Raw genomic sequence first — 25,762 nt, 5'->3', positions numbered from 1 at the left:
CAGACTGTGTCTGCTCGTGCGCTAAATTCTCGCTGCGAGTGCGGCCCTGCGGGCTGCTCAGGCCACCGAGACAAGGAAACCGTGTGCCACTACTGGAGCGTTACCCCAACAACGCGGCCATCGACGCGCAGCTTCGTAAGCACGGGATCGATCCGTCCCGCATCGGCAGCCTGCCGACGATCGACCCGAACCGCATCGCACCTGAGCAATGGGAGCAATTCGAAAATGACTCATGGGCCTTCGGGGTCATCGGACGACACAAGGTGATGCAGTACGACTTCGGGGCGCCGAAGGCAATCTCGCCAGCCGTGGCCAACGCGACGTCCCACCCCGTCACGCGGACCCTCACCGGCGAGGAGGAGATCGGTACAGAAACGACGTTCCACATCTCTGCGACTGTCGAAGCCGGGTTCTTCGACGTGGTCAAAGTGTCGGTGACCTCTGGGTTCTCACAGACATGGACCCAGAAGAAGAAGTTCACCGATTCACTCCAAGTGATCATCCCGCCAGGCCACATGATGTGGCTGGAAGCCACGCCCGTCATGCGCATCCTCGACGGAGACTTCGTCTACTACCTTTCTTTGACGGGCGTACCACTTACAGCCGGGCGATTCAGCGGCACGGTCACCGCGCCCGGCGTCGAAGGGAGCCTCCGAGATGTGATCGTGGCTCGGGAAGTGCCGATGCCCGCTCAGATGCTGGAAAAGCTGCGCGCCGCCGCTGAGGCGACATCTCGCCCCAAGAACCCGCCGGTGCGGCGGCACAACGACGGAACGATCACTCTGCCCGGCTTCGTGGCTGCCGCCATGCTGGGCGACTCCGCCAAGAGCGAAGACGTGACAGACCAGGTCCGGCCCGCGTAGACACGGTTGTCAGTAGGAGCGATGAGCCAGACGCGGACCCTCTTCCCGCCCGGAAGGGCGCAACCGCGATCACGGTGAAGCCCCGAACTCGGTGCTCGTCTTAAGCCGATGGCACCCCCGGCACAACACCTGAACGTTCCCGTCCGTGTCGGCCCCTCCCAACGCGAGGGGCCGCACGTGGTCCACCTCCACGGCGTCCGCGAAGTGGTACAGCAGACACCAGTCACACCACGCGTAACCGCGCTCCCGAACCTGTCGCCGGAGCCGCGCAGCAGCGTCGAACCGCTTCGCCCGTCGCCGGCCACGCGAACGCCGCGCCTGAACCGATGGCCGGTCCTGGTGCGCCTGGTCGTGAACGTCGCACCGTCCACGGCGAGTTGCTGGACTGGTGCAGTCGATACAGCCGTTCATCTTCACCTCCTGGTGCTCGTTGTCCTTGGTCCTGGTGCTCGTCGCCGAACAGCAAACGAGCTGGTCAGCAGTAGTGCCCGCCCCCGGACTCGAACCGGGAACACCGCGGGTCTAGGCCGCGTGCCTCTTGCCAGTTGGGCCAGACGGGCGAACATGCGGCGCCTGGACGGGCCGCACGTCGTTGATGGGTCATGACCACTCGTAGGACAGCCACCGCACTCGGGCTCACCGCCGCAGCACTCGGAGCCGGACTAGCAACCGCCGCCCCCGCATCCGCCGGCGGTGTCCTCGTCTTCTTGTCCCCGGCCATGGACAACAGTTGCGCCAACGGGCACTCCAGCGGCGCGGCAGGGCCAACAAAGCACGCTTCAGGCAGCGCTAGCGGCCTCCTTGGGCAAGTCCCCGTCAGCACTCCCCTTAACCAATGCGGCGGAGCTGACCTGCCGTTGGATATTTCGGATATTACTGGACGCTTGGATGGATCCGTCGGGGTGGTTGAGAACGCCGCTAACATCGTAACCGGCCAGAGTCTCAATTAGAGATCCGCAATGTGGCTCTACAGATTGAGTACGGCACACCTTTAGCCGTTCGGCTATACGGACCGGTACGGGCACCGAGGGGACTGCACACACCCCGAAGCAGCGCACCGGTTGGGCGGTTGCTCATGGGCCGTGCAGTCCCCGCGCGCCGCCCGCAATGTGTTGTGCGGGCAACGCTGTTCCGAGAGTGGGCACTCAGTCCGCCGTGTTCCCCCTTGGGGTGGGTGCGCGGTAATCCCGCTCTCTATGGAGTAGTAGGGACCAGCGAATTCCTGCCCGCCGTAGCGGAACCGGGCTCACTGTCCCCTGCTTCCCCGGTAGTAGGGACCGACGAATTCCCGCGCCCTGACCGCTTGCACGGTAGGCCGTGGGGCTCGATCCCTCTGGGTTCCCAGACAGTAGGGACCGAGGGATTCCTGTGGGCACCGGACAGTGACGCGGTGTCGGCTGAGACCCCAATCTCTCTTCTCTCTTACTTTTTTACGTGTTTCTGAAAAGTGGTGTAAACCGTCACTCCAACACCCTCCCTATCCGCTGGAGGGCAGTCGCAGCCCGACCCCGGAGCCAGCGATACCCCCGGAGCGGCATACCTGCCTGTCTGCGGGCACCAGAGAGCCCCGGCCACGGGGTCGGGGGTGCCGGGGCTTCCCTGGGCCGCTACGCGGCGGTTGTGAGCGTCTGCGGGGTGAGGTTCCGGTGCGCGCTCGCTCCCGGCGTGGGCGCGTGGTCCGGGTTGCTTTCCGCTGCGAGGTGATCGGCCGTGGCTGCGGCTTCCTCAATGCACGGGTCAAGCTCTCCGGTGATGGCGAACTCCACTCGTCGCAGGTCGAGCATTCGCCATCCGCCCTTGGTGCCGCGCTTTACGTCCAAGCGTGCGCCTGCCTCGATGAGCATGGCGCGCTTGCCTGCTGTGTCGGACGTGTGCCATTCGTCGGCGAACGTGCGCCCGGTGGGGACGATCTCGCGCCGGGGCTCGGTCTTCTCCCTCGACTCCAGTTCGGCCAGCCGCGCGTCAAGTGCGTCTGCACGCCGCTGCCAGGCAGTCATGCCCGCTTGGGACTTGCGACGGTCCTTCTGTGCGTCGTGCTCCTCCATCTCGGCCACGGTGGCGTCGATTTCGGGCTGTGGGTCGTACCCGGGGATCTCCGTGATGCGCGTGAACTGCACCGAGCCGACCAGTCGCAGGAACTCAGCGGTCACGTACTCGTCCACCCACGTTCCGCGGATGGTGACGGGGGCCGGGCAGTACGTCCCGTACTTGTACGAGCTGCACCCGTAGGCCCCGGAGGACTTGTTGAGGTACATGCGGCTGCCGCATCCGGTGCAGTGGATGACCCGTAGCAGCAGCGCCGCCGAATCCGTACGCGTCGGTGCTTTCTGCTCCGTGGGCTTCGGCGCCAACAGCGCGCCGATCTGGTCGAACTCCTCGCGGGTCACGATCGGCGTTTCAGTCGCCATGACGGGGTTGCCCTGGTCGTCACGGACGGGCTTGCCCTTGTGCATCTTCCAGCCCAGCAGTGCGGGGCTGGTGAGCATTTCGACGATGCGCTGACCACGCCACGGGGTGGGCTTCCGCTTCGGCGCGTCGGTCTCGGTGTCGCCATCGGTGCCGGTGATGCCCTTGATCCGGGCTTTGTACGCCCGCCAGTGCTCGGAGGGGGACAGCACCCCGTCCTTGTTGAGCATGAGCGCGATGGCCCGGGGGCTCTTGCCTTCCAGCAGTGCGGCAATGATCCGCTCAATGACGCGCACGGCGTCCGGATCGGGAACGAGCGTCCAGCCCGCCCCGCCGTGTTCCTTGGGCATGGGGGCAGGCAGGTAGCCGAACGGCGGGCGACCGCCGCCGCGCCACCGAAGTGCCATCTTGCGCATGGCTGCCTGTGCGCCGGTCACGCGGTCTTTGATGCTCTGTGCCTCTACCTGTGCGGCAAAGGCGAGCATCATCATCATGAGTTCGGACGTGGGGTCCATGGGGTTGCGGAAGTCGAAGACCAGCCGGCCCCCGCCGATGCCCTCGGCGAAGACGAGCATCTTGCGATGGGCTCGCGCCCACTTTGCAAGCTCGTGCATGTCGCCCATGGACCGGATGGCCCGGTCGAAGCGCCACCACACCAGCGCATCGAAAGCTTCCGGCTGGGCGAGCCATCCGCCGAGCTGCGGACGATCGAACGGGCCGACCTTGGACGCGCTCACGTCCAGGTCCACAGCTTCCCGAAGTGCATCACCCTCTCCGAAATCGATCCCGAGCGCTGCCGCCGCTATGTCGTCGGCCTCGCGCTGCCGCTCGGGGCTGGTCGTCTCATCCGTCCGCACCGAGAGGCGGACGCATCGGACCCCGCGCAGGGTCTCGGGGAAGACGGTCCCCGCGAGGGCTCTTTGTGAAGTGTCCATGCCCCCGGTAGGGACCGACGCGTTCCCACAAGGCTTGACCTGCGTAGATGCCACCACGGGTGATCACTCCAGAACTACAACTCTGGAGCTTCGGGGCTTTCCCGCCGTGGGGGTTGCCGTTTGCGCCTGGCGGCGCGGGCGTTGTCGGCTGTCCCGCCGTGGGGGTGCTGTTTGCGCCTGCGGCGCGGGGCCGCTGCGCGGGGCTGTTGGGTGGCGGTGACGGGCCGGAGGGGGTGGGTTGAAAGATGGGTGGGTGGGGCCTGGGGTGGGTGGGTTGGTGCGGGTGTGTCGAGGAGGAGTTTGGGGGCCTGCATCCGCCTGCCAAAGCGCCATAGGTCCTGGATCCCTGTCGGAAGGCGGATAGGGGCCCTGTGTACCAGTACCAAGGCGCACAGGTGGGCTGGCCTAGGCTCCCGCACCACGCCACACACAACGCGCGCCAACCCACCCACGCGAACCCCCACCGTCTCCCCCTCCCACCTCATACGGGAGGGGTCGGGGGGGGGGGGGGGGGGGGGGGGGGGGGGGGGCGCCCCGCCCCCCCCCCCCCCCCCCCCCCCCCCCCCCCCCCCCCCCCCCCCCGGCACCGCACCCGACCAGCCCCGCGCAGCGGCAACGCGCCGCAGGCGCAAAAGAAACCCCCACGGCGGGATAGCCGGCGACGTACGACGACGCCCCGCGCAGCGGCCCCGCGCCGCAGGCGCGAACAGAAACCCCCGCGGCGGGACGGCCGACGACGTACGAACCGTTAGTTTTCGCTGTCGAGGTGGGCCATTTGTGAGGCCGGGTAGCGGTCGCCGGCGGCGGCGCCGGCGGGGATGGCGCGTTCGATGGCGGTGAGGTCGGTGGCGTCCAGAGGGGTGTCGAGGGCGCCGAGGGCCTCGGTCAGGCGGTCGCGGCGGCGGGCGCCGATCAGGGGGACGATGTCCTCGCCGCGGGAGAGGACCCAGGCGATGGCGGTCTGGGCGACCGTGATGCCCTTCGCGTCGGCGATCGCGCGGAGGGCGTCGACGAGGTCGAGGTTGCGGGTGAGGTTGTCGCCCTGGAAGCGGGGGGACATGCCGCGGAAGTCGTTGGCGGCCAGCTGGCGGTCGCGGCCGAAGTGGCCGCTGATCAGGCCGCGGGACAGCACGCCGTACGCGGTGATGCCGATGCCGAGCTGGCGGGCGGTGGGCAGGATCGCGTCCTCGATGCCGCGGGAGAGCAGGGAGTACTCGATCTGGAGGTCGGAGATCGGGGCGACGGCGGCGGCGCGGCGGAGGGTCTCAGCGCCCACCTCGGAGAGGCCGATGTGGCGGACGTGGCCGGCTTCGACGAGTTCGGCGATGGCGCCGACGGTCTCCTCGATCGGGACGTCCGGGTCGACGCGGGCGATCCGGTAGATGTCGATGTGGTCGGTGCCCAGCCGCTGGAGGGAGTAGGCGGCGAAGTTCTTCACCGCGGCGGGGCGGCCGTCGTAGCCGCTGAAGCCGCCCTCGACGGTGCGTAGGGCGCCGAACTTCACGCTGATGAGGGCCTTTTCGCGGGCGGCGGCGGGGGCCGTGCGGAGGGCTTCGTTGATGAGGAGTTCGTTGTGGCCCATGCCGTAGAAGTCGCCGGTGTCGAGCAGGGTGATGCCCGCGTCGAGGGCGGCGTGGACGGTGGCGAGGGATTCGGTGCGGTCGGCGTCGCCGTAGAGGGCGGACATGCCCATGCAGCCGAGGCCGAGGGCGGAGGTCTGCGGGCCGCTGGTGCCGAGGGTGCGGGTCTGCACGTCGTGCTCCTGGGTGGGGAGGGGAAGGTGCGGCCGGCGTGCCGGGGCGCGCCGTGCCGGTAACCACCTTCGCATGACGGCTGACAGATTTCAATATTTGTCATTCGTAAGGGTGGGGGTGTGCGGGCGGAGCGCGCCCGCGGTGGTGCAGCGGTGGGGTGTCAGCACAGGTCAGCGCAGGGTGCGGGGGAGGCGGAGGCCGAGCAGGGTGGTGCCCGCGACGATCGCCAACTGGGTGAGCACGGCGGCGAGGAACGCGTCCCGGATCCCGGTGGTGGGCAGCAGGGAGAGGAACAGCGTGCCGAGCGTCGCCACGCCCAGGGCCAGGCCCGACTGCTGGGTGGTCACCATCACGCCGCCGCCGACCCCCGCCTGCGTCGCCGGCAGTTCGCTCAGCACGATCCGCATCAGCACCGGCAGCACCAGTCCCTGGCCGGCGCCCAGCACGGCCATGCTCGGGGCGAGGGCGGCGACCGGGATGTCGGGCCAGTCCGCGTGGACGGTCAGCGCCAGGAGGAGCAGGCCGGCGCCCTGGACCAGCGAGCCGGTGACGACCACCTTGCGCCCGAAGCGCTGCACCAGTCGGGGTCCGGCCAGCGAGGCGACGAAGAAGGCGACGCAGAGCGGGGCCAGGGAGACGCCCGCGGCCAGCGGCCCGTAGTGCAGCCCGCTCTGCAGGGCGACCGCCACCACGAACATGAACCCGCCGAAGCCCAGCGAGAACGGGACGATCATGGTCAGTCCGCTGCGGACGGAGGGGAGGCGGAAGAGCGAGGGCGGCACCAGCGGGGTGCGGCCGGTGCGTTCGGCGCGGCGTTCCACGGCCACGAACGCCACGGCCGCGAACGGGAACACGGCCAGCAGCAGCCAGGACCACAGGGGCCAGCCGGCGGCGCGGCCCTCGGTCAGCGGCAGCAGCAGGGTGATCAGCGAGGTGGCGAGCAGCGCGGTGCCGGGGCCGTCCACCCGGCTGGGGTGCGGGGAGCGGCTCTCCGGCACGGTGCGGGCCGCGAGCAGCCAGGCGACGGCCGCGATCGGGACGTTCACCAGGAACACCGCGCGCCAGCCGCTGCCCGCCAGGTTCACCGAGACCAGCAGCCCGCCGAGCACCTGGCCGACGGCGCTGGAGACCCCGGCCGTGCCGCCGTACAGGCTGACGGCCTTCGCGCGCCGTTTGCCGGTGGTGGCGGCCTGGATGGTGGCCAGCACCTGCGGCAGCAACAGTGCGGCCGCCGCGCCCTGGGCGACCCGGGCGGCCACCAGGGTCCAGGCGTCGGGGGCCAGCCCGCAGGCGAGCGAGGTCAGGCCGAAGGCGGCCAGTCCCCACAGGAACAGCCGGCGCCGCCCGGCCATGTCGCCGAGCCGTCCGCCGAGCACCAGCAAGGTGGCGTAGGCGACGCCGTAACCGGCCACGACCATCTCCAGCATCGCCGGGCCGGCGTCCAGGTCGCGGTCGATGGTCGGCAGCGCGACGTTGACGATGAAGAAGTCGATCAGGGGGAGGGCCGCGCCCAGCAGCACGGTCAGCAGGCCCAGCGGGGTCAGCAGCGGGGCGGGCGCCGGACGGGGTGGGACCGTAGTGGTCCGGGTGGTGGACGGGGCCGGTGGGGCGGGGGACGCTATCGGGGTTTCGCTCACGCAGACGAGCATCGTGCGCCGCTCAACCAGGTACCAGAGTGTCCTTATCCTGGTACCGGCGCTACCTGGCAACCGGCTGCGGTCTGGGGCACGCTGGACCCATGACAGTGGACGTGACCGAGCTCGCCGGGGCGGCGCGCATGAGCGGGACGACCAGGACGAGCGGGACGGCCAGGCCGAAGGGGCCGCGGCCGGTGGGCGGCGCCGGGCACCGGGCCGACGACGCGGTCCGACGGGCCGAGCTGGCGGCGTTCCTGCGCAGCCGGCGCGAGCGGATCACCCCCGAGCAGGTCGGGCTGCCGCGCGGCAGCCGCCGCCGCACGCCGGGGCTGCGCCGCGAGGAGGTCGCGCACCTCGGCGCCGTGGGCGTCACCTGGTACACGTGGTTGGAGCAGGGCCGGGACATCCACGTCTCCCCGCAGGTGCTGGACGCGGTCGCCCGGGCCCTGCAACTGGACCGCGCCGAGCGCAGCCACCTCTTCGCCCTGGCCGGGGCGGTCGATCCGCTGCCGGGCAAGGAGTGCACCGGCGTCCCCCGGGCGCTGCGGGACATCCTCGACGGGCTGGAGCCGTATCCGGCCGTCGTCCAGAACAGCCGGTTCGACATCCTCGCCTACAACGCCCCGTACGGGCAGTTGCTGTGCGACCTGGACGCGCTGCCCGACGAGGACCGCAACTGCATGTGGCTGGCGTTCACCCACCCCGGCTGGCGGGCGAGCCTGGTCGACCGGGAGGCCACGGTCCGCACGATGACCGCGAAGTTCCGGGCCTCGATGGCCGAGCACATCGCGGAGCCGGGGTGGAAGGCGCTGGTGGCCCGGCTGACGGAGGCGTCGCCGGAGTTCCGCGCGCTGTGGGCCGAGCACGAGGTCGAGCGGGCGACCAGCGCGGTCAAGGTGTTCCGACACCCGGTCGTCGGCGTCCTCCAGCTGACCGGCACCAACCTGTGGACGGGCCCCAACCCCGGCCCGAAGGTGCTCACGTACACGCCGGTGGACGACACGTCCCGGGTGCGCCTGACGGAGCTGGCGGAACTGGCCCGGAAGCGGCCCGGAGCCCGGCCGGAGGCCGCGGGAGCCGACGCGCCGTCGGCGTAGCCGGCGCCCGGCCGCTCGTCACGAACCGGCGCGCGCCCGGTGGTGGTCCTGCGGCGCCTCGTCCGTGAAGAGCGTGGCGGTGCGCCGGGCGGTGGCGGCGGCCCAGCGGCCGGTGGTGAGCGCGCCGAGGAAGAAGATGGCGCCGCCGCAGCCCGTGATGATCCACCAGGCCGGGTGGGCCGCGGCCAGGAACTCGGGGCGGGTGGCGCCGACGTGCGCCCCGCCTGCCAGTACGGCACCGATCACCGCGACCCCCAGCGACCCGCCGACCTGCCGGCTGGTGGAGGCCACGGCCGCCGCGACGCCCGCCTGGGTGCGGGGCATGCCGGACACCGCGGTGTTGGTGATCGGGGCGTTGACCAGGCCGAATCCGATGCCGAACAGGACGTATCCGGTGAACAGCAGACCGGTCGCCGACGCGGTGTTGAAGGCCGCGAAGAGGGCGCCGCTGGTCGCCATCGCGCAGCCGGCCAGCAGCAGCGGCAGCCGCGCGCCCCGACTGGCGACCAGCCGCCCGGACAGCGGCGCGCAGACCAGCGTCATGCCCGCCATCGGCAGCATGTACAGGCCGGCGTTCAGGGCGGACAGGCCGCGGATGTTCTGGAGGTAGAGGGTGTTGACGAACAGGAAGCCGCTCAGCGCGGCGAACGCGCAGACCGCTATCACCGTCGCGCCGGCGAACGGCGCGCTGTGGAAGAACCGCAGGTCGATAAGGGGTTCCCGGCGGCGCCGCTCGTAGCCGATCAGGGTGGCCAGGGAGACCAGCGCCACCACCGTGAACGCCAGGATCTCCGCCGAGGTCCAGCCGGCCTCCGGGGCCTCGATGATCGCGTACGTCAGCGAGCCGAGCAGCGCGATCACCAGCAGCTGGCCCACCGGATCGACCCGGCGCGGGCGCGGGGCGCGGGACTCGGGCACGTAACGGAAGGTGAGGAAGAGCGCCAGGGCGCCGATCGGGACGTTGATCCAGAAGATCGAGCGCCAGCCGACGCTCTGCACCAGCAGCCCGCCGATCACCGGCCCGGCGGCCATGCTGATGCCGACCACCCCGCCCCACACCCCGATGGCGCGGGCCCGCTCCCGGGGGTCGGTGAAGGTGTTGGTGATGATCGACATGGCGACCGGGTTGAGCATCGAGCCGCCGACCGCCTGCACCATCCGGAACGCCACCAGCCACCCCAGGTCGGGCGCCAGGCTGCACAGCAGGGAGCCGAGGGAGAAGACCACCAGGCCGGCGGTGAAGACCCGGCGCCGGCCCAGGCGGTCCGCGGTCGAGCCGGCGAGCATCAGCAGTGCGGCCAGCACCAGGGTGTAGGCGTCGATCGTCCACTGCATGCCGGAGATCGAGGCGCCCAGTTCGTGCTGCATCGAGGGCAGGGCGACGTTCAGGACGGTGTTGTCGAGGCTGACGATCAGCAGGCTCATGCAGCAGATCGCCAGGACGAGCAGACGCCGCCGACGGCTGAGGTCAGGCATGGTTGAACGCTACAACGATCCGGGCCGGACGGCCCCCGGCGGGGTGCCCGGCCGGGTGCGGGACAATGGGAGCCATGAGTTCGCTGCAGATCGGCCCGCACACGGTGCAGCCCCCCGTGGTCCTGGCACCCATGGCCGGCATCACCAACGCCCCGTTCCGGACGCTGTGCCGGGAGTTCAGCGGCGGCAAGGGCCTCTTCGTCAGCGAGATGATCACCACCCGGGCCCTGGTCGAGCGCAACGAGAAGACCATGCAGCTGATCCACTTCGACGCCAGCGAGCGTCCGCGGTCGATCCAGCTGTACGGCGTCGACCCGGTCACCGTCGGCAAGGCCGTGCGCATGATCGTCGAAGAGGACCTGGCCGACCACATCGACCTCAACTTCGGCTGCCCGGTCCCCAAGGTGACCCGCAAGGGCGGCGGCTCCGCCCTGCCGTACAAGCGGCCGCTGCTGCGCGCCATCCTCCGCGAGGCGGTCACCGGCGCCGGTGCGCTGCCGGTGACGATGAAGATGCGCAAGGGCATCGACGACGACCACCTCACCTTCCTCGACGCCGGCCGGATCGCCGTCGAGGAGGGCGTCACCGCCATCGCGCTGCACGGCCGCACCACCGCCCAGCACTACGGCGGCACCGCCGACTGGGACGCCATCGCCCGCCTGAAGGAGCACGTCCCGGAGATCCCGGTGCTCGGCAACGGCGACATCTGGTCGGCCGACGACGCGGCGCGGATGATGCGGCAGACCGGCTGCGACGGCGTCGTGGTCGGCCGCGGCTGCCTGGGGCGGCCCTGGCTCTTCGGCGACCTGGTCGCCGCCTTCGAGGGCACCGGTGCCCCCAAGGCCCCCGACCTGCGCGAGGTCGCGGCCGTGATGGTGCGGCACGCCACCCTGCTCGGCGAGTGGTTGGGCGACGAGGCCCGCGGCGTGATCGATTTCCGCAAGCACGTCGCCTGGTACCTCAAGGGCTTCGCGGTCGGCTCCGAGATGCGCAAGCGGCTGGCGATCAGCTCGTCGCTGGCCGAACTCTCCGAGGGGCTGCACGAGCTCGACCTCGACCAGCCCTGGCCGGTCGGCGCCGACGGCCCGCGCGGCCGGACCTCCGGCAACAACCGCGTGGTGCTCCCGGACGGCTGGCTGCGCGACCCGTACGACTGCGCCGGCGTCGGTGAGGACGCCGAGCTGGACACCTCCGGCGGCTGACCGGAGCCGTCACGGGCGAGGGCTCCCGGTGCCCGCCGGTATACGACCCCGGACGTCGTAGCGGCGTTCCCGCCGGCGTCGAACTATGGCCTGATACTGCCGCCGGGCGTGCCCTGGGCGCTGGCCCGCCGCACCGCGTGGATCCGGGCGGTGCGGGTGCTGCCGCGCGCCGCCCGCAGTGCCCGGGTCGGCGGCGCCGGGCAGCTGCCTCGGTGCGCAGGCGCCGGCCGCCGCGCCGGGCGGGGCGTCGAACCGGCCGCCGCGTCGCACGGGGCCGGAGCCGGACGCCCACCGACGTTCCGGAGCGGATGGGGCCCGAGCCGCGGTGCCCGTTCCATGCGGGCGCCGTCGGGTGCCGTCCGGTGCCCCCGAGCTGGCCCGTAGCGAGGTCGCCACGCCGACGTTCGCCCTCTGCCGGTCGCAGGGCGTGCAGCGCCGTCCGGAGCTGATGGCCGGGGCGCTGCGAGCCCGGTGCGCCGGGGCGGTCCGGCGCTCGTGGTGTGCGCCGGCGTCGATCCGCAGCGGCGGGTGGCCGAATAGTGCGCCGATCTGTCCGCGGTACGGAAAAGGGCCCGTGATCCGGTCGTCGCGTTCCTTGATCACATCGCGGAAGAGGGTCCAAATGATGGGCCGGCGTCACACATGAGCGCGTGATTCTCGCCACCCCTGATAGGGGTTGCGCTCATATGAGTACTGAAGGGTGGGCTCCATCTCTCGCAAAGGTGGCACCCGGTGCCACTCGGCATCCGTTCAATCCATCAAGTGAAACCGAGCGCTCCGTAACGGTTCCGGCCTTGATGACTGCGGAGTGCAGTGATGCATTCAGGTAGTAAACGATGGTCGAAATGCATGATCACATTCGATCTACTGGCGGACGCCGGGTTACGCACGTATGTCGACCAAGTGGACGTACCCATACGCCTTCGATCTGGGTATGTTCCTCGCCGTCAGGGCAGCCCGTCGGCGAGGAGTCAGACCCGTGCCGGAAACACAAGATCCCCACGTAAGCGCGTCTTCTTCCGTGAAGTTCGTCTACGACTTCACCGAGGGCAACAAGGACCTCAAAGACCTCCTCGGTGGCAAGGGCGCCAACCTCGCGGAGATGACCAACCTGGGACTTCCCGTCCCGCCCGGCTTCACGATCACCACGGAAGCCTGCAAGGTCTACCTGGAGAGCGGCAGTGAGCCCGCGGCACTCCGTGCCGAGGTCTCCGACCACCTCGACGCCCTTGAGCAGAAGATGGGCAAGAAGCTCGGCCAGGCCGACGACCCCCTGTTGGTTTCGGTGCGTTCCGGGGCGAAGTTCTCCATGCCCGGCATGATGGACACCGTCCTCAACATCGGCCTCTCCGATGCATCGGTTTCCGGCCTCGCCGCGCAGGCCGGCGACGAGCGGTTCGCGTGGGACTCCTACCGCCGCCTGATCCAGATGTTCGGCAAGACCGTGCTCGGCGTCGACGGCGACCTCTTCGAGGAGGCCCTGGAGGACGCCAAGCACGCCAAGGGCGTCACCGTCGACGTCGACCTGGACGCCGCCGACCTCAAGACGCTGGTCGAGCGCTTCCAGCAGATCGTCACCAAGGAGACCGGCCGGGACTTCCCGCAGGACCCGCGCGAGCAGATGGACCTCGCCGTCCGTGCGGTCTTCGACTCCTGGAACACCGACCGCGCCAAGCTCTACCGCCGCCAGGAGCGCATCCCCGGCGACCTCGGCACCGCGGTCAACGTCTGCTCCATGGTCTTCGGCAACCTCGGCCCCGACTCCGGCACCGGCGTCGCCTTCACCCGCGACCCGGCCAGCGGCCACCAGGGCGTCTACGGCGACTACCTGCAGAACGCGCAGGGCGAGGACGTCGTCGCCGGCATCCGCAACACGGTCCCGCTCGCGGACCTGGAGTCGATCGACCAGGCGTCGTACGACGAGCTGATGCAGATCATGGAGACGCTCGAAACGCACTACAAGGACCTGTGCGACATCGAGTTCACCATCGAGCGCGGCAAGCTGTGGATGCTCCAGACCCGGGTCGGCAAGCGCACCGCCGGTGCCGCCTTCCGGATCGCCACCCAGCTCGTCGACCAGGGCCTGATCGACGAGGCCGAGGCGCTCCAGCGGGTCACCGGCGGCCAGCTGGCGCAGCTGATGTTCCCCCGCTTCGACCTGGACGCGAAGTCCGAGCTGATCGGCCGCGGCATCGCCGCCTCCCCGGGCGCGGCGGTCGGCAAGGCCGTCTTCGACTCCTACACGGCCGTCAAGTGGTCGCGCTCCGGCGAGAAGGTCATCCTGATCCGCCGCGAGACCAACCCCGACGACCTCAACGGCATGATCGCCGCCGAGGGCATCCTCACCTCGCGCGGCGGCAAGACCTCGCACGCCGCCGTCGTCGCCCGCGGCATGGGCAAGACCTGCGTCTGCGGCGCCGAGGAGCTGGAGGTCGACACCAAGACCCGCAAGCTGACCACCAAGGACGGCACCGTCATCGAGGAGGGGGACGTCGTCTCCATCGACGGCTCCACCGGCAAGGTCTACGTCGGTGAGGTCCCGGTCGTGCCGTCCCCGGTCGTCGAGTACTTCGAGGGCCGGATGCACGCCGGTGCCGAGGACGCCGACGAGCTGGTCAAGGCCGTCCACCGGGTCATGGCGTACGCGGACCGGGTGCGCCGGCTGCGCGTGCGGGCCAACGCCGACAACGCCGAGGACGCCGCCCGCGCCCGCCGGTTCGGTGCCCAGGGCATCGGCCTGTGCCGCACCGAGCACATGTTCCTCGGCGAGCGCCGGGAGATGGTCGAGCGCCTGATCCTGGCCGACAGCGACGCCGACAAGGAAGCCGCCCTCGCCGAGCTGTTGCCGCTCCAGAAGGCCGACTTCATCGAGCTGTTCGAGGCGATGGACGGCCTGCCGGTGACCGTCCGCCTGCTGGACCCGCCGCTGCACGAGTTCCTGCCCGACATCACCGACCTGTCGGTGCGGGTCGCGCTCGCCGAGGCCCGCAAGGAGCCGCACGAGAACGACCTGCGCCTCCTCCAGGCCGTGCACAAGCTGCACGAGCAGAACCCGATGCTGGGTCTGCGCGGCGTCCGCCTGGGCCTGGTCATCCCCGGCCTGTTCGCCATGCAGGTGCGGGCCATCGCCGAGGCCGCCGCCGAGCGCAAGGACGCCAAGGGCGACCCGCGGGCGGAGATCATGATCCCGCTGGTCGGCACCGTCCAGGAGCTGGAGATCGTCCGCGAGGAGGCCGAGCAGGTCATCGCCGAGGTCGAGCAGGCCCGCGGCGTCAGCCTCAAGCTCACCCTCGGTACCATGATCGAACTGCCCCGGGCCGCCCTCACGGCCGGTCAGATCGCCGAGTCCGCGGACTTCTTCTCCTTCGGCACCAACGACCTCACCCAGACCGTCTGGGGCTTCTCCCGGGACGACGTGGAGGCCAGCTTCTTCACCGCGTACCTGGAGAAGGGCATCTTCGGCGTCAGCCCCTTCGAGACCATCGACAAGGACGGCGTGGGCTCCCTGGTCCGCAGCGCCGCGGCGGCCGGTCGGGCCACCCGCCCCGACCTCAAGCTCGGCGTCTGCGGCGAGCACGGCGGTGACCCGGAGTCGGTCCACTTCTTCCACGAGGTCGGTCTGGACTACGTCTCCTGCTCGCCGTTCCGCATCCCGGTCGCACGACTGGAAGCGGGCCGCGCGGCGGCCGAGTCCCAGGGCAGCGACAGCCGCTGACCCCCGGGGCGCGAGTCCCCACACCCCCGGAACCGGCGGCGGGCACGCCCTTCGACCCTCAAGCCCGCCACCTGCTCCGGAACCCCACGAGGGCGGCACCTGTGCGGAGGTGCCGCCCTCGGTTTTGTGGGCGGGGGGCTTTGCGGGCGAGTGCCCGGTGGGGCGGGGTGGTCGGGTGGGTGTGGTGCGGCTCGGGGGCTTTGCGGGTGCGATCCGTTTCGGGGTGCTGGCTTGATCCCTCTCTTGTACGTGACGATGCGTGTGCATAGCGTGACGGGCGTTCTCGTGTGATTCCCGCCCCCTATGTGGAGGTCGTTGCGCCGTGCCCGAAAAGTCTGAGTACGTCGAGCCCATCGAGCCGTCGGCCGCGGTTGCCGAGGCGAACCGGAAGGTCGCCGAGGCGACCAACGCCGCCGATGAGAAGGACGGCAGGGACTTCGCGGATGCCAGCAGGTTCCAGATCGCCGTGCCCGACGTCCCGGTGATCATGTCCCGCAGGGACCCGGAGAAGGTGGTCTGGGACTTCACCGCGTACGACTTCCTCGATCCGGACCTGCGCGCGCAGATGCCGTCGGTCAACGGCAGCCTGCACCGCCAGGGCGAACTGACCGCCATCGCCGGGCTGTTCCAGGTCACGTCCTGTCGTGAGTACCGCATTTACCAGGTGCGCGGCTACGACCTGTCGAACATGACGATCGTCGAGCACGACGCGGGCCTGGTCATCATCGACCCGCTGGCCTGCTACGAGACCGCGCAGGCCGCGCTGCAGCTGTTCCGGGACAAGACGGAGCTGACCAAGGAGCAGCGGCCCGTCAAGGGGCTGATCTACACCCACTGCCACGTCGACCACTTCGGCGGCGCCCGCGGCGTCTTCGCCGAGCTGGGCGATCCCGCGGACCCGGGGGTGCCGATCGTCGCGCCGGACGGCTTCCTGGAGCACGCGATCAGCGAGAACGTCTACGCCGGTCCGGCGATGGCGCGGCGCGCGCAGTACATGTACGCGGCGCAGCTGGACAAGAGCCCCATGGGGCAGGTCGGTTCGGGGCTGGGCCTGACGATCTCCACGGGCGAGGTGACCCTCATCCCGCCGACCCACTACATCGGCGGGCCGCAGTACCAGCCGGTTCCGAAGGGTTCCTGGAGCGGCTCGCACGTCATCCCCTGGCGGTCGGGGCTGTACGTGTTCGAGGAGTTCGGCTTCCCGCTGGTCTTCCAGCTCACGCCGGGCACCGAGGCGCCGGCGGAGATGAACATCTACTTCCCGGACGCCAGGACCCTGTGCATCGCGGAGAACGCCACGCACACCATGCACAACATCCTCAGCCTGCGCGGTGCGCAGGTGCGGGACGCGCACGCCTGGTCGAAGTACCTCACCGAGGCGATCCAGACCTTCGGCAAGGAGACGGACGTCCTGTTCGCCTCGCACCACTGGCCGGTGTGGGCGGAGGTGGAGCACGAGGAGCCAGGCGCCAAGCTGAGCAACGAGCGCATCCTCGAATTCCTCAACAAGCAGCGCGACATGTACGGCTACCTCAACGACCAGTCGCTGCGGCTGATCAACGCAGGCCGCACCGGCATCGAGATCTCCGAAGAGCTCCAGGACCTGCCGCCCGGCCTGCGTGACCACTGGTACGACCAGGGCTACTACGGCTCGATGAGCCACAACCTCAAGGCGGTCTACCAGCGTTACATGGGCTGGTACGACGGCAACCCGGCACACCTGTGGGAACTGCCGCCCGTCGAGGCGGGTGCGGCCTACGTGGCGGCGATGGGTGGTGCCGAAGCCGTCGTCGACCAGGCCCAGCAGGCGTACGACCGCGACACCCCGGACGGCTTCCGCTGGGCCGCGGAACTCCTCAACCACGTCATCTTCGCGGCGGCCGCGGAAGACGGCAGTCCGCTGGCCGAGCCGCAGGTCACCCGGGCCAAGGAGCTCCAGGCCAAGGTCTTCACCCAGCTCGGCTACGGCAGCGAGAACGGCACCTGGCGCAACGCCTACCTCACCGGTGCCCAGGAAGTGGTGAACGGTCCGCAGCCGCTGATCGTCAGCCAGTCCTCCTCCGACCTGATCCGCAGCACCACTCTGGACCAGTACTTCTCCGCGCTCGCCCGCAGCGTGGACGGGCCGGCGGCCGCCGAGCAGCACCTCGCCCCGATCGCCCTCAACTGGGTCTTCACCGACGCGCAGGGCGCCGCGACCGGGGAGAAGTGCACCACGACGCTCCGCAACGGCGTGCTGGTCTTCGTCGAGGGCGGGGACCGCTTCGTCGAGCTGCCGGCAGCGACCGTCACGCTCAGCCGCCAGACGCTCAACGAACTGGCCGAGACCCCCGGCTTCAAGGAGAACTTCAACAAGGCCGTGCAGGCAGGGAAGATCACCCTGGAGGGCGAGCGGGCGCAGGAGGCGACGGACGCCGTCTTCTCCACGCTGACCCTCCCCGACCCGAAGTTCGCCATCGTCACCCCGCGCCAGCGGAACTGACGACCCGTCCGGACGACTCCGTCCGGACGCCGGCGCCCGGTCCGTCCGCCGCGGACCGGGCGCCGGCCGTTCAGGGGCGTGCGCGGGGCGGACTTTGTCCGGCAGCCCTACGCGGGCCCGCGTCTCAGATCGAGGAACAGCGCGTCGTGCAGGTCGGCGCCGGTCCGCGGGCGGGCCTCGCCGAACTTGCGGTAGCCCCAGGACCGGTAGGCGGCCTGGGCGGCCTCGCCCGCCGGGTGGACGTGGAGGACCACCCGCTCGGCCGCGAGGCCGTCGAGGAGGGTCTCGTGCAGCCGGCGCGCGAGGCCGTGGCCGCGCCACGGCAGGCGCACGGCCAGTTCCATCAGGTCGAAGGTGCGCCGGCCGTCCGCGCGGCGCACGGCGTCCGGCACGGGCGCGGTGAGCGTGTCCCACCAGCCGGTCCCCGGTCCGAGGTGGGCGCCGTACGCCAGGCCGACGGGGGTGCCGTCCGGCGTGCGGGCCAGCGCGGCGCGGAACGTCGGGTTCCGGGTCGTGCCGCGGAAGCGGCGGACGGCGGCGCGGACGTCGTCCCCGGTCTCGCAGTACGGCGGTTCGGCGAACGCGTCGGCGTGGACGAACGTGAGGTCGGCTTCGGCCCGTTCGGCGGCCGGGCCGTCCAGGCGGGCGACGGTGAGGGATGCGGGGTGGGTCACGTGGTGCTCCTCGGGCGGTCGCGCGGATCCGGCCGCCCCGGGCGGGCGGCGGCCGGCTCGGCCCCGGCCGCGGGTGGGCTGCGGGACCATCCGGATCTTTCCCAGCCACCGGCGCCGGACGATCCCCGTGCCGGGCCCGGTGACGCGTTCCGCCCGCCGTGGAACGCCGACGAGGGCGGCACCCGCGCACGGGTGCCGCCCTCGGACTCGGCCGGCCGGCGCGGGGCGACCGGCTCGGGCGCGGTCAGCCGGCCCGGACCTCGCCGCGTACCCGCCGTCCGGCGAGCACCGCGTAGACGGCGCCCGACACCACGATGGGCAGGAACCAGGACAGGTCGGTGCCGCCGAGCCGGGCGCTCAGCCAGCTGTGCAGCAGCGGCGAGTTGATGGTGAGCAGCCCCGTTCCCACGCCGCACGCCATGGCCGCGATGCCGCGGACGTTGACGCCGCCCAGGCCCCAGTAGCGGCTGCTGGCGTCGCTGGTGTGGATGGCGTGCGCGTCGTACTGCCAGCGGCGCAGCACCCCGTCGGTGATCCAGACCGCGGCGAACGGTCCCGCCCACACGTTGACCAGCGACAGGAAGTCGTTCAACGCGGTCTCGAAGTCGTACACGAAGAGGATCAGCAGGACCGCGACCAGCGCGAGGAGGGCGTCGAGGGCGGTGGCCAGCCAACGCTTGAGGGGAATGCCGATCGCCTGGATGGCGAGGCCGGAGGAGTAGAAGACGGAGGCGTTGTTGGAGATCGAGCCGAGGAAGCAGGCGGCGATGTAGAGGACGTACAGCCAGCTCGTAGCCGTAGCCGCGGACGGCGGTGTCGGGGCGCAGGCCCTCGGCGTGCCGCCGCAGGGCCGCCACCAGGCCGTCGATGGTGTCGACGGTCTCCGGGCGGACGTCCGCCCAGGCCAGGTTCTGGCCGTACATCACCGGGTGGCAGTGCGCGTCGACGAAGCCGGGCAGGACCCACCGGCCGTCCAGGTCCAGCACCTCGTCCACGCGGCCGTCGAGCGCGGCGCGGCAGTCCTCGGCCGTGCGAATCGGGCGCCCAGTCCGCCACGCCGGGGCCCGCCGCTCCGCTCCGGGCGCCGTTTTCAGGGCTTTCGGCACACGGGCCCGCAGAAGGGACCCGGAGGCCCCTGCGCGGAATCCCGAAAAGCGTCGAAGCCGGTGATCCGAGCGGCACCGGAACCCGTCGGCCGGGAATCCTTTGAACCGGAAGACGCCGCACCGGAAATCGTCCAATGGAGAACCATCCGCGGGGGAATGCCCCGTCCCGGAATCGTCCGAACGGGAACCGTCCGTATCGGAACTATTCCGTGGCGCGGGTCACGGTCGGTTGTCGGCCGTTCCGGGAGTCGCGGCCGTGGTCGACCGGGCGGCGACGTGCCCCGCGGACCGGCCGGCGAACGGCGGCGTACGGCAAGGGCGGCACCCGTGCGCACGGGTGCCGCCCTCGCTTTTCTCCGGACTCCCCCCTCGGGAGCTGCCGCCCTCCCAGTCGGCGTGGGAGGCGGCCTTCAACGGGGCTGTGCCCGGCCGGTTGTTTGCCCATCACCCCCCACGGGATCGAGCAATCCGGGCCGTGCGCACCGTCGTTGAATTGCCTCCAGCATTCCGTCCGGGTGGGGCCCCGCGCGACCCTTTTCAACTGTGGCCAAAAGGGCATGGTGACCGCGTGTGGTTGCGTGCATACTCAGGCGTGCCGGGGGCCGACGGAGATAACCAAAGAGTGGGGGTTCGGTGTTACGCGTCCATTTCAGTGGACTCGATCTGGCCCGCGTGCGGATTGCCGCGCGCCCGGATGCGCTGTGGGAGACGGTCTTAAGCTTTCACCGGCTTCGCGACCGACGTGACGATTCCACGTTCGGCAGTTGGCGATCGGAAACCCGCGGAAGGTTGAATGGCGAAGCGCGTATGCTGGCGCCGCTGGTGCCCACCCGCGGCTATTTCCCGGATTTCCTGACGCCCGCCGAGGGGCTGCTCGGCATGGGCGAGGCGCTCGCCGCGCTGCGTGAGACGCCGGTCGGTCGGCTGCACGCCGAACTCTCCCGTCTGGTGCCCGCCGCGGGGCGCCCGCTCCCCGCCTGGATACGCGCCATGGCGGACGGCGAGACCCGTGCGCTGGGCCGCCTCGCCGGGATACTCCAGCGCTACCACGACGCGGCCGTCGCCCCCCACTGGCACCGCGTCCGCAGTCGGATAGAGGCCGACCGGGCCGCCCGCGGCCGGGCCCTGCTGGACGGCGGCGCGGACCGGCTGCTGGCGTCGCTGCCGCCGATGATGCGCTGGCGCCCGCCCGTCCTGGAGGCCGACTACCCGGTGGACCGGGACCTCCACCTCGGCGGCCGCGGGCTGCTCCTGCTGCCCTCGTACTTCTGCCGCCGCACCCCGGTGACCTTCCACAACCCGGACCTGACGCCGGTCCTGGTCTATCCGGTCGAGCACCCGGCGCCCCGCCTCGCCCCGCCGGTCCCGGCCGACCGCTCGCTGGGCCGGCTGGTGGGCCAGACCCGCTCGGCGATCCTGCACGGCATCGGCGTCGGCTGCACCACCAGCGAACTCGCCCGCCGCGTCGACGTGTCGCTGGCCTCCGCCAGCCAGCACGCCACCGTCCTGCGCGACGCCGGCCTGCTGTCCACCCTGCGTCAGGGCAATGCGGTGCTGCACACCCTGACGCCGCTGGGCGCCGCCCTGTTGCGCGGCGCCCACGCGGACGGGGCGGCGGTCTTCGAGCGCTGAGCCGCCGGTCGGGCGCGGCGCGCGGCCCGTCCCGTCAGTACGGCCGGTCCCCGGCGATCGCCACCCGTTCCGCGAGCCGCCGCTGTGTGCCGTAGTCGTGGACGGCGTAGTGCTGGGTGGCGCGGTTGTCCCAGAAGGCGACGTCCCCGGCCCGCCAGCGGAACCGCACCTGGAACTCCGGGACGTGCGCCTGCTGGAACAACCGGCGCAGCAGCCGGTCGCTCTCCGCCTCCGGCAGCCCCACGATCCGGGTGGTGAACGACGCGTTGACGAACAGCATCCGCCGCCCGGTCTCCGGGTGCCGGCGCACCACCGGATGCTCCACCGGAGGGAACTCCCCTTGGAACGGGGCGAGTTGGGCCGCGGAGAAGAATCGGGAGAAGCCCGGGAGATAGTCGTGCACCGCCCGCGCCCCATCGATCCGCTCCCGGATTTCCAGTGGCAAATTGTCGTACGCCGCGGCCATGTCGGCCCACATCGTGTCCCCGCCCGCCGCCGGAACCTCGCGCAGCTGCAACACCGCGCCCATCGCCGGCCGTTCGCGGAAGGTTACGTCCGTGTGCCATACGTTCTCGAACGTCTGAGCGCCGGCGGCCGCCTTGTCAAACCGCACCACCTCCTTCGAGTCGCCCCGGGCGAGCAGCGGGTTGGTCTCCAACTCCCCCCAATTGGCGGCGAATTGACGCTGCGCGGCCGATGTGAGGTGCTGTCCGCGGAAGAACAGCACCTTCCACTCCAGCAGGGCCCGGTTCAGCTCCGCCCGCAGCGCCGGGGACAGGGGGCGCGACAGGTCCGGCCCCCGGACCTCCGCCCCGATGGTGGCGGACTGCGGGACGACGTCGAACAGCTCGTAGGGCCGGTCCGGCCAGTCGTCCGGGGTGCGGCGCAGGATCCGATGGCCTTCGTAGAGGCCGTCGGCGGGGATGCGGTGGGGGCGCAGGGGCGGCGGGACGGCGGATGCGGGCGCGTCGAGGGAAGTCGTCAACGGGTCCTCCTTGCAACGGAGTCGAGTGGGCGCACGGCCGCGGACGGGCGACCGGCGCGGGGCGGGGGAAGGGGACGGCGGGTGCCGGGGGAAGGAACGGGCGAGCCGGCGGCCGGGCCGGGTCGTGGGTCCCTAGTGCGTGCCGGGACAGCCGGCCGGGGGCGAACCCACCCGGCCGCGGCGGCGCAGGAAGCTCAGGCCGCGCGGGGCGCACGCACCGTGAGGGCCGCGGTCGCGCGGCGCCGCCTCACGGAGATCCAGGTACGTGCACATGGCACGCACCGTACCGCATCCGCGGCCCGCTGCCCATGGTGCGCGGACCGCGACCGCCCTCAGTCGTCGATGCCGGAGCGCTCCACGCCGGCCACGATGTACCGCTGGAGCAGCAGGAAGACCACCACCAGCGGGAGGATCGACACCCCCGCCGCGACGAAGAGTTCGTGCAGGTTGAGGTTCTGCGCGGTGGTGAACGTGGACAGCGCCACCTGCACCGTCCAGGCCGACTGGTCCTGCCCGATCACCAGCGGCCACAGGAAGGAGTTCCACGCCCCGATGAAGACGATGGTGCCGACCGCCGCGAAGACCGGCCGGGTGTTGGGCACCACGATCCGCCAGTACGTCCGCCAGTACCCCAGCCCGTCCACCCGCGCCGCGTCCTCCAACTCCTGGGGGAAGCCCAGGAAGTACTGCCGGAAGACGAAGCACGCGAAGGCGCTGAACAGCGTCGGGACGACCAGGCCGCGCAGCGTCGAGATCCAGCCGAGCGTGGAGACCAGCACGAAGCTGGGCACGAACGTCACGGCCGCCGGGACCATCAACGTCCCCAGGATCGCGTAGAAGACCACCGAGGCGTGGCGGTAGGGGATGCGGGCCAGGCCGTAGCCGGCCATCGAGGCCAGCACCACCGTGCCCACGGTCGTCGCCACCGCGATCACCGCAGAGTTGAGCAGCGACCGGGCCAACGGCAGGTCCGGATCGGTGAACGCCTCGGCCAGGTTCGACCAGTGCAGCTCGTGCGGGAAGAACGTCCAGGCGGGCGCCGTGATGTCGGCCTCGCTCGCCAGCCCGTTGCGCACCAGCAGGTAGAACGGGACGAGGAAGAGCAGGGCCAGCGCGACCAGCAGCACCAGCCGCAGCGCCCGGCCGGCCCGGGTCAGGGCCTCGTGCATGGTCTCAGTCCTCCTTGCGGCCGAGCCCGAACCAGCGGGCCTGGACCACCGTCGCCAGCGCGATGATCAACGCCAGGATCACCGCGCCGGCGCTGCCCAGCCCCAGGTTCTGGTCCCGGCCGAGCGCGGTGTAGTACAGGTACACCAGCGGCGGGCGGGCGTACGGCGGATAGCCACGGGCGTCGCTCAGCAGGTTGTAGAACTCGTCGAACGCCTGGAAGGCGTTGATGACCAGCAGCAGCACCACCGCCACCGAGGTGGCCCGCAGCTGCGGGAAGGTGATGTGCCGGAAGACCTGCCAGCCCGGCCGGGCCCCGTCCACCGCCGCCGCCTCGTACAACTGCGGGGAGATCCGCTGGAGTCCGGCGAGGAAGAGGATCATGTAGAAGCCGGCCTGCAGCCACATCCGCACGGTGACGATCACCAGCCAGTACCACGGCGGACTGGTCGTGGACAGCCACGCCGTCTGATCCACCCCGAACCAGCCGAGCACGGTGTTCGCCAGCCCGAACCGCACCCCGTTGAAGAGCGACAACTTCCAGATCAGCGACGCCACGACGTACGAGCACGCGGTCGGCAGGAAGAACACCGACCGGAAGAACGCCTGCGCGAAACGCAGCCGGTTCACCATCAGCGCCAACGACAGCGACAGCCCGAACGTGGCCGGCACGATGAACGCGGTGAAGAGCAGGAAGGTGCCCAAACTGCTCAGGAAGGCGCCGTCCTGCAGCATCGTCGCGTAATTGTCGAGCCCGATGAATTCCGTCGGGTTCACCGTGTTGTGGGCGTCGAAGAAACTGAGGTAGACGCTCCACAGCAACGGGACGTAGGTGAACAGCGCCAGCCCGATCGCGAACGGCCCGACGAACACCCAGAACCACAGATTGCGCCGTTGCGGACCGAGCAGCCGGGCGGTGCGCGCGCTCACTTCTTCTTGGCCCGCTGCAGCTCGGCGTTGACCGTCCGTACCACGGACCTCAGCTCGGACTCCGGGTTCGCCCCGCTCTTGATGATCCGACTGAGCGCGTCCTGGTACGCGTTGCGGTCCGCGGTGTTCCACAGCAGCGGCTCGGCGTAACCGTGGTCGGTGGCGAACCGCACGGCGTCCGCCGCCGGCCCCTGCTGTAGTTGCCGGGCCTTCTTCGCCAGCGAGAGGCGGGCCGGAATGTGGAATCCGTACGACAGCGCGAAATCCTCCTGGAAATCCGTCCGGTCGATCCACAACCACTTGGCGAATTCCTTAGCCGCCGCACGGTTCTTGCTGCGGGCGTTCACCGCGGTCGCGTACGCCCCCACCGGCACGGTCGGCTTCCCGCCGGGGCCGTCCTTCGGGAACGGCAGCACCCCGAAATCGTCCCCCAGCGCCTTCTTGATCTGCGGCAGCGCCCACAGCCCCGACCACTGCATGGCGGTCAGCCCCTGGACGAAGGCCGCCGGGTCGGACCAGTCCGTGGGCGCACCCAGCAGCAGCGACCCGTCGGCGAACAACTGCCGGAACTTCGCCAGCACCCGGGCCGCCGCCGGATCGTCGAACCCGACCTTGCCGTCCTCGGTGATCAGGCTCAGCCCGGCGGCGAACAGCGGCGTCCCGCTGAGCACCCCGACACCGCCGTCGTTGCCGAGGAACAGCCCCTTGACCTTGCCGGTGGTGAGCTTCTTCGCGGCGTCGACCAACGCGTCGACGCTCTGCGGCGGCTGCACCCCGGCGCCCTTCAGCAGGCTCTTGCGGTAGTACAGCAACTGCGTGTCGACGGTCTGCGGGATGCCCCAGATCTTGTCCTGCCAGATCTTGGGCGCCAGCACCGCCTGGTTGAAGTCGTCCTTGACCGGCGCGACCAGCTCGGTCAGATCGGCGACCTGCCCGCCCTGGATCTGCTCCAGCATCGGCCCGTTGACCTCGAAGACGTCCGGTCCCGCATCGGTCAGCAGCGCCGCCGCGGTCTGCCGGTCGTAGTCGCCGGGCCGCCACTGGACGCTGACGTCCGCCTTCTTGTACGCGGCGGCGTACCGCTTCACCGCCTGCTGGGTGCCCGGTTCGCCGTACTGGTGGTACCACTGCGCCAGCGCCGGCCCCGAACCGGAGCCGCCACGACCGGTGTTGGAACCGCACGCGGTCGCCATCGCCCCGGTGAGCGCGATGCCGCCTCCGGCGGCGAGGAGCCGTCTTCTGCCGATCATCGTCATGGCAGGTACTTTGCCGTACCTGGCGGGGCCGCGCACCACGTTGTGGGGTTTGCCGCCGTGGGGGTGCGGTTGTTTCGCCTTCGGCGGGGGGTGTGTTCGGGTGGGGGCGTTGGTTCGTTGTGGTGCCGGGGTCGGGCCGGAGGGGGCGTCATGCAGGACTGCTGCGCTTTACGTCCTGCACAACGCCCCCTCCGGCCCGACCCCTTCCCGCCGTGGAGCGCCCCCACCCGGTGAGGGGGAGAGGACGAACAGGCCCGGTCGTGGTGGCCCCCCGACCAGCAGTGCGGGTCGGCCGTGCGCAACCAGGGCCTTTCCCTCCTCACCCCAGGGGTGGGGAACCGTACGGACGGCGCGAGGGTGTGGGGGGGGGGGGGGGGGGGGGGGGGGGGGGGGGGGGGGGGGCCGGGCGCCCCCCCCCCCCCCCCCCCCCCCCCCCCCCCCCCCC

The 25,762-nt window shown here is 70.9% G+C and carries 17 protein-coding genes, 1 tRNA gene and 1 pseudogene; 6 read left to right on the top strand and 13 right to left on the bottom strand.

Going from position 1 to position 25,762, the window contains the following annotated elements:
• The first annotated feature begins 83 nt into the window (after window positions 1–83).
• Window positions 84–863, top strand: coding sequence for a hypothetical protein (locus ACLJT4_RS25990; RefSeq protein ID WP_411125690.1), 780 nt, complete (start codon window positions 84–86; stop codon window positions 861–863).
• A gap of 69 nt (window positions 864–932) precedes the next feature.
• Here ACLJT4_RS25990 and ACLJT4_RS25985 read toward each other — a convergent pair whose 3' ends face one another.
• The 5 genes from ACLJT4_RS25985 to ACLJT4_RS25965 form a co-directional block, all read right to left on the bottom strand.
• Entirely contained in the window at window positions 933–1,274 is a 342-nt protein-coding gene (locus ACLJT4_RS25985) for an HNH endonuclease (RefSeq protein ID WP_411125688.1), read from the bottom strand.
• A 74-nt stretch (window positions 1,275–1,348) separates the two neighbouring features.
• A tRNA-Leu gene (locus ACLJT4_RS25980) sits at window positions 1,349–1,423 on the bottom strand.
• Between the two features lie 1,047 nt (window positions 1,424–2,470).
• On the bottom strand, window positions 2,471–4,204 hold the full coding sequence (locus tag ACLJT4_RS25975; RefSeq protein WP_411125686.1) for a recombinase family protein: 1,734 nt from the start codon (window positions 4,202–4,204) through the stop codon (window positions 2,471–2,473).
• 748 nt (window positions 4,205–4,952) lie between these two features.
• Window positions 4,953–5,957, bottom strand: a complete 1,005-nt coding sequence (locus ACLJT4_RS25970) for an aldo/keto reductase (protein ID WP_376447400.1) — start codon at window positions 5,955–5,957, stop codon at window positions 4,953–4,955.
• Between the two features lie 171 nt (window positions 5,958–6,128).
• Complete coding sequence (locus tag ACLJT4_RS25965) at window positions 6,129–7,607, bottom strand: MFS transporter (RefSeq protein WP_411125683.1); 1,479 nt, start codon at window positions 7,605–7,607, stop codon at window positions 6,129–6,131.
• Window positions 7,608–7,696: 89 nt separating this feature from the next.
• Between ACLJT4_RS25965 and ACLJT4_RS25960 the strand changes: the two genes are divergently transcribed.
• On the top strand, window positions 7,697–8,692 hold the full coding sequence (locus ACLJT4_RS25960; protein ID WP_411125681.1) for a helix-turn-helix transcriptional regulator: 996 nt from the start codon (window positions 7,697–7,699) through the stop codon (window positions 8,690–8,692).
• Between the two features lie 18 nt (window positions 8,693–8,710).
• Here the strand turns inward: ACLJT4_RS25960 and ACLJT4_RS25955 are convergent, their stop codons facing one another.
• Entirely contained in the window at window positions 8,711–10,168 is a 1,458-nt protein-coding gene (locus ACLJT4_RS25955; protein ID WP_411125679.1) for an MFS transporter, read from the bottom strand.
• Between the two features lie 65 nt (window positions 10,169–10,233).
• Here ACLJT4_RS25955 and dusB point away from each other — a divergent pair, with 65 nt between their 5' ends.
• The 3 genes from dusB (at window position 10,234) to ACLJT4_RS25940 (ending at window position 17,567) form a co-directional block, all read left to right on the top strand.
• Window positions 10,234–11,370 carry a tRNA dihydrouridine synthase DusB gene (gene dusB / locus ACLJT4_RS25950; protein ID WP_037636358.1) on the top strand — a complete coding sequence of 379 codons (1,137 nt, stop codon included), beginning with the start codon at window positions 10,234–10,236 and terminating at the stop codon, window positions 11,368–11,370.
• A gap of 934 nt (window positions 11,371–12,304) precedes the next feature.
• Window positions 12,305–15,085, top strand: a complete 2,781-nt coding sequence (gene ppdK / locus ACLJT4_RS25945; RefSeq protein ID WP_411125941.1) for a pyruvate, phosphate dikinase — start codon at window positions 12,305–12,307, stop codon at window positions 15,083–15,085.
• Window positions 15,086–15,407: 322 nt separating this feature from the next.
• Window positions 15,408–17,567 carry an alkyl/aryl-sulfatase gene (locus tag ACLJT4_RS25940; RefSeq protein ID WP_411125676.1) on the top strand — a complete coding sequence of 720 codons (2,160 nt, stop codon included), beginning with the start codon at window positions 15,408–15,410 and terminating at the stop codon, window positions 17,565–17,567.
• 107 nt (window positions 17,568–17,674) lie between these two features.
• Here ACLJT4_RS25940 and ACLJT4_RS25935 read toward each other — a convergent pair whose 3' ends face one another.
• From ACLJT4_RS25935 to ACLJT4_RS25925, 3 genes and pseudogenes are all read right to left on the bottom strand, one after another.
• The gene (locus ACLJT4_RS25935; protein WP_411125674.1) at window positions 17,675–18,241 is read right to left on the bottom strand and encodes a GNAT family N-acetyltransferase; all 567 of its coding nucleotides are present in this window, start codon (window positions 18,239–18,241) and stop codon (window positions 17,675–17,677) included.
• A 244-nt stretch (window positions 18,242–18,485) separates the two neighbouring features.
• Window positions 18,486–18,986 carry a cytosine permease gene (locus tag ACLJT4_RS25930; RefSeq protein WP_411125939.1) on the bottom strand — a complete coding sequence of 167 codons (501 nt, stop codon included), beginning with the start codon at window positions 18,984–18,986 and terminating at the stop codon, window positions 18,486–18,488.
• 10 nt (window positions 18,987–18,996) lie between these two features.
• Window positions 18,997–19,227: pseudogene (locus ACLJT4_RS25925) on the bottom strand (amidohydrolase family protein); the annotation flags it as partial.
• A gap of 909 nt (window positions 19,228–20,136) precedes the next feature.
• On the opposite strand from ACLJT4_RS25925, the gene ACLJT4_RS25920 reads away from it, so the two are divergent.
• Complete coding sequence (locus ACLJT4_RS25920; protein WP_411125672.1) at window positions 20,137–20,979, top strand: ArsR/SmtB family transcription factor; 843 nt, start codon at window positions 20,137–20,139, stop codon at window positions 20,977–20,979.
• A gap of 34 nt (window positions 20,980–21,013) precedes the next feature.
• On the opposite strand, the gene ACLJT4_RS25915 is transcribed toward ACLJT4_RS25920, so the two are convergent.
• The 4 genes from ACLJT4_RS25915 to ACLJT4_RS25900 form a co-directional block, all read right to left on the bottom strand.
• Window positions 21,014–21,964: a TauD/TfdA dioxygenase family protein gene (locus ACLJT4_RS25915; protein WP_411125670.1), complete on the bottom strand. Its 951-nt coding sequence runs from the start codon at window positions 21,962–21,964 to the stop codon at window positions 21,014–21,016.
• A gap of 332 nt (window positions 21,965–22,296) precedes the next feature.
• Window positions 22,297–23,133: a carbohydrate ABC transporter permease gene (locus ACLJT4_RS25910; protein ID WP_376447491.1), complete on the bottom strand. Its 837-nt coding sequence runs from the start codon at window positions 23,131–23,133 to the stop codon at window positions 22,297–22,299.
• Between the two features lie 4 nt (window positions 23,134–23,137).
• Window positions 23,138–24,061, bottom strand: a complete 924-nt coding sequence (locus tag ACLJT4_RS25905; protein WP_411125667.1) for a carbohydrate ABC transporter permease — start codon at window positions 24,059–24,061, stop codon at window positions 23,138–23,140.
• Entirely contained in the window at window positions 24,058–25,317 is a 1,260-nt protein-coding gene (locus ACLJT4_RS25900) for an ABC transporter substrate-binding protein (protein ID WP_233661988.1), read from the bottom strand. Before ACLJT4_RS25900 ends, ACLJT4_RS25905 begins: the two co-directional genes overlap by 4 nt.
• Between the last annotated feature and the right edge of the window lie 445 nt (window positions 25,318–25,762).

The sequence above is a fragment of the Streptomyces sp. x-19 genome, from assembly GCF_046549115.1.
In the GTDB taxonomy this organism is placed as follows: Bacteria; Actinomycetota; Actinomycetes; order Streptomycetales; family Streptomycetaceae; genus Streptomyces; species Streptomyces albulus_C.
This window is presented reverse-complemented; position numbering and strand designations above follow the sequence as displayed.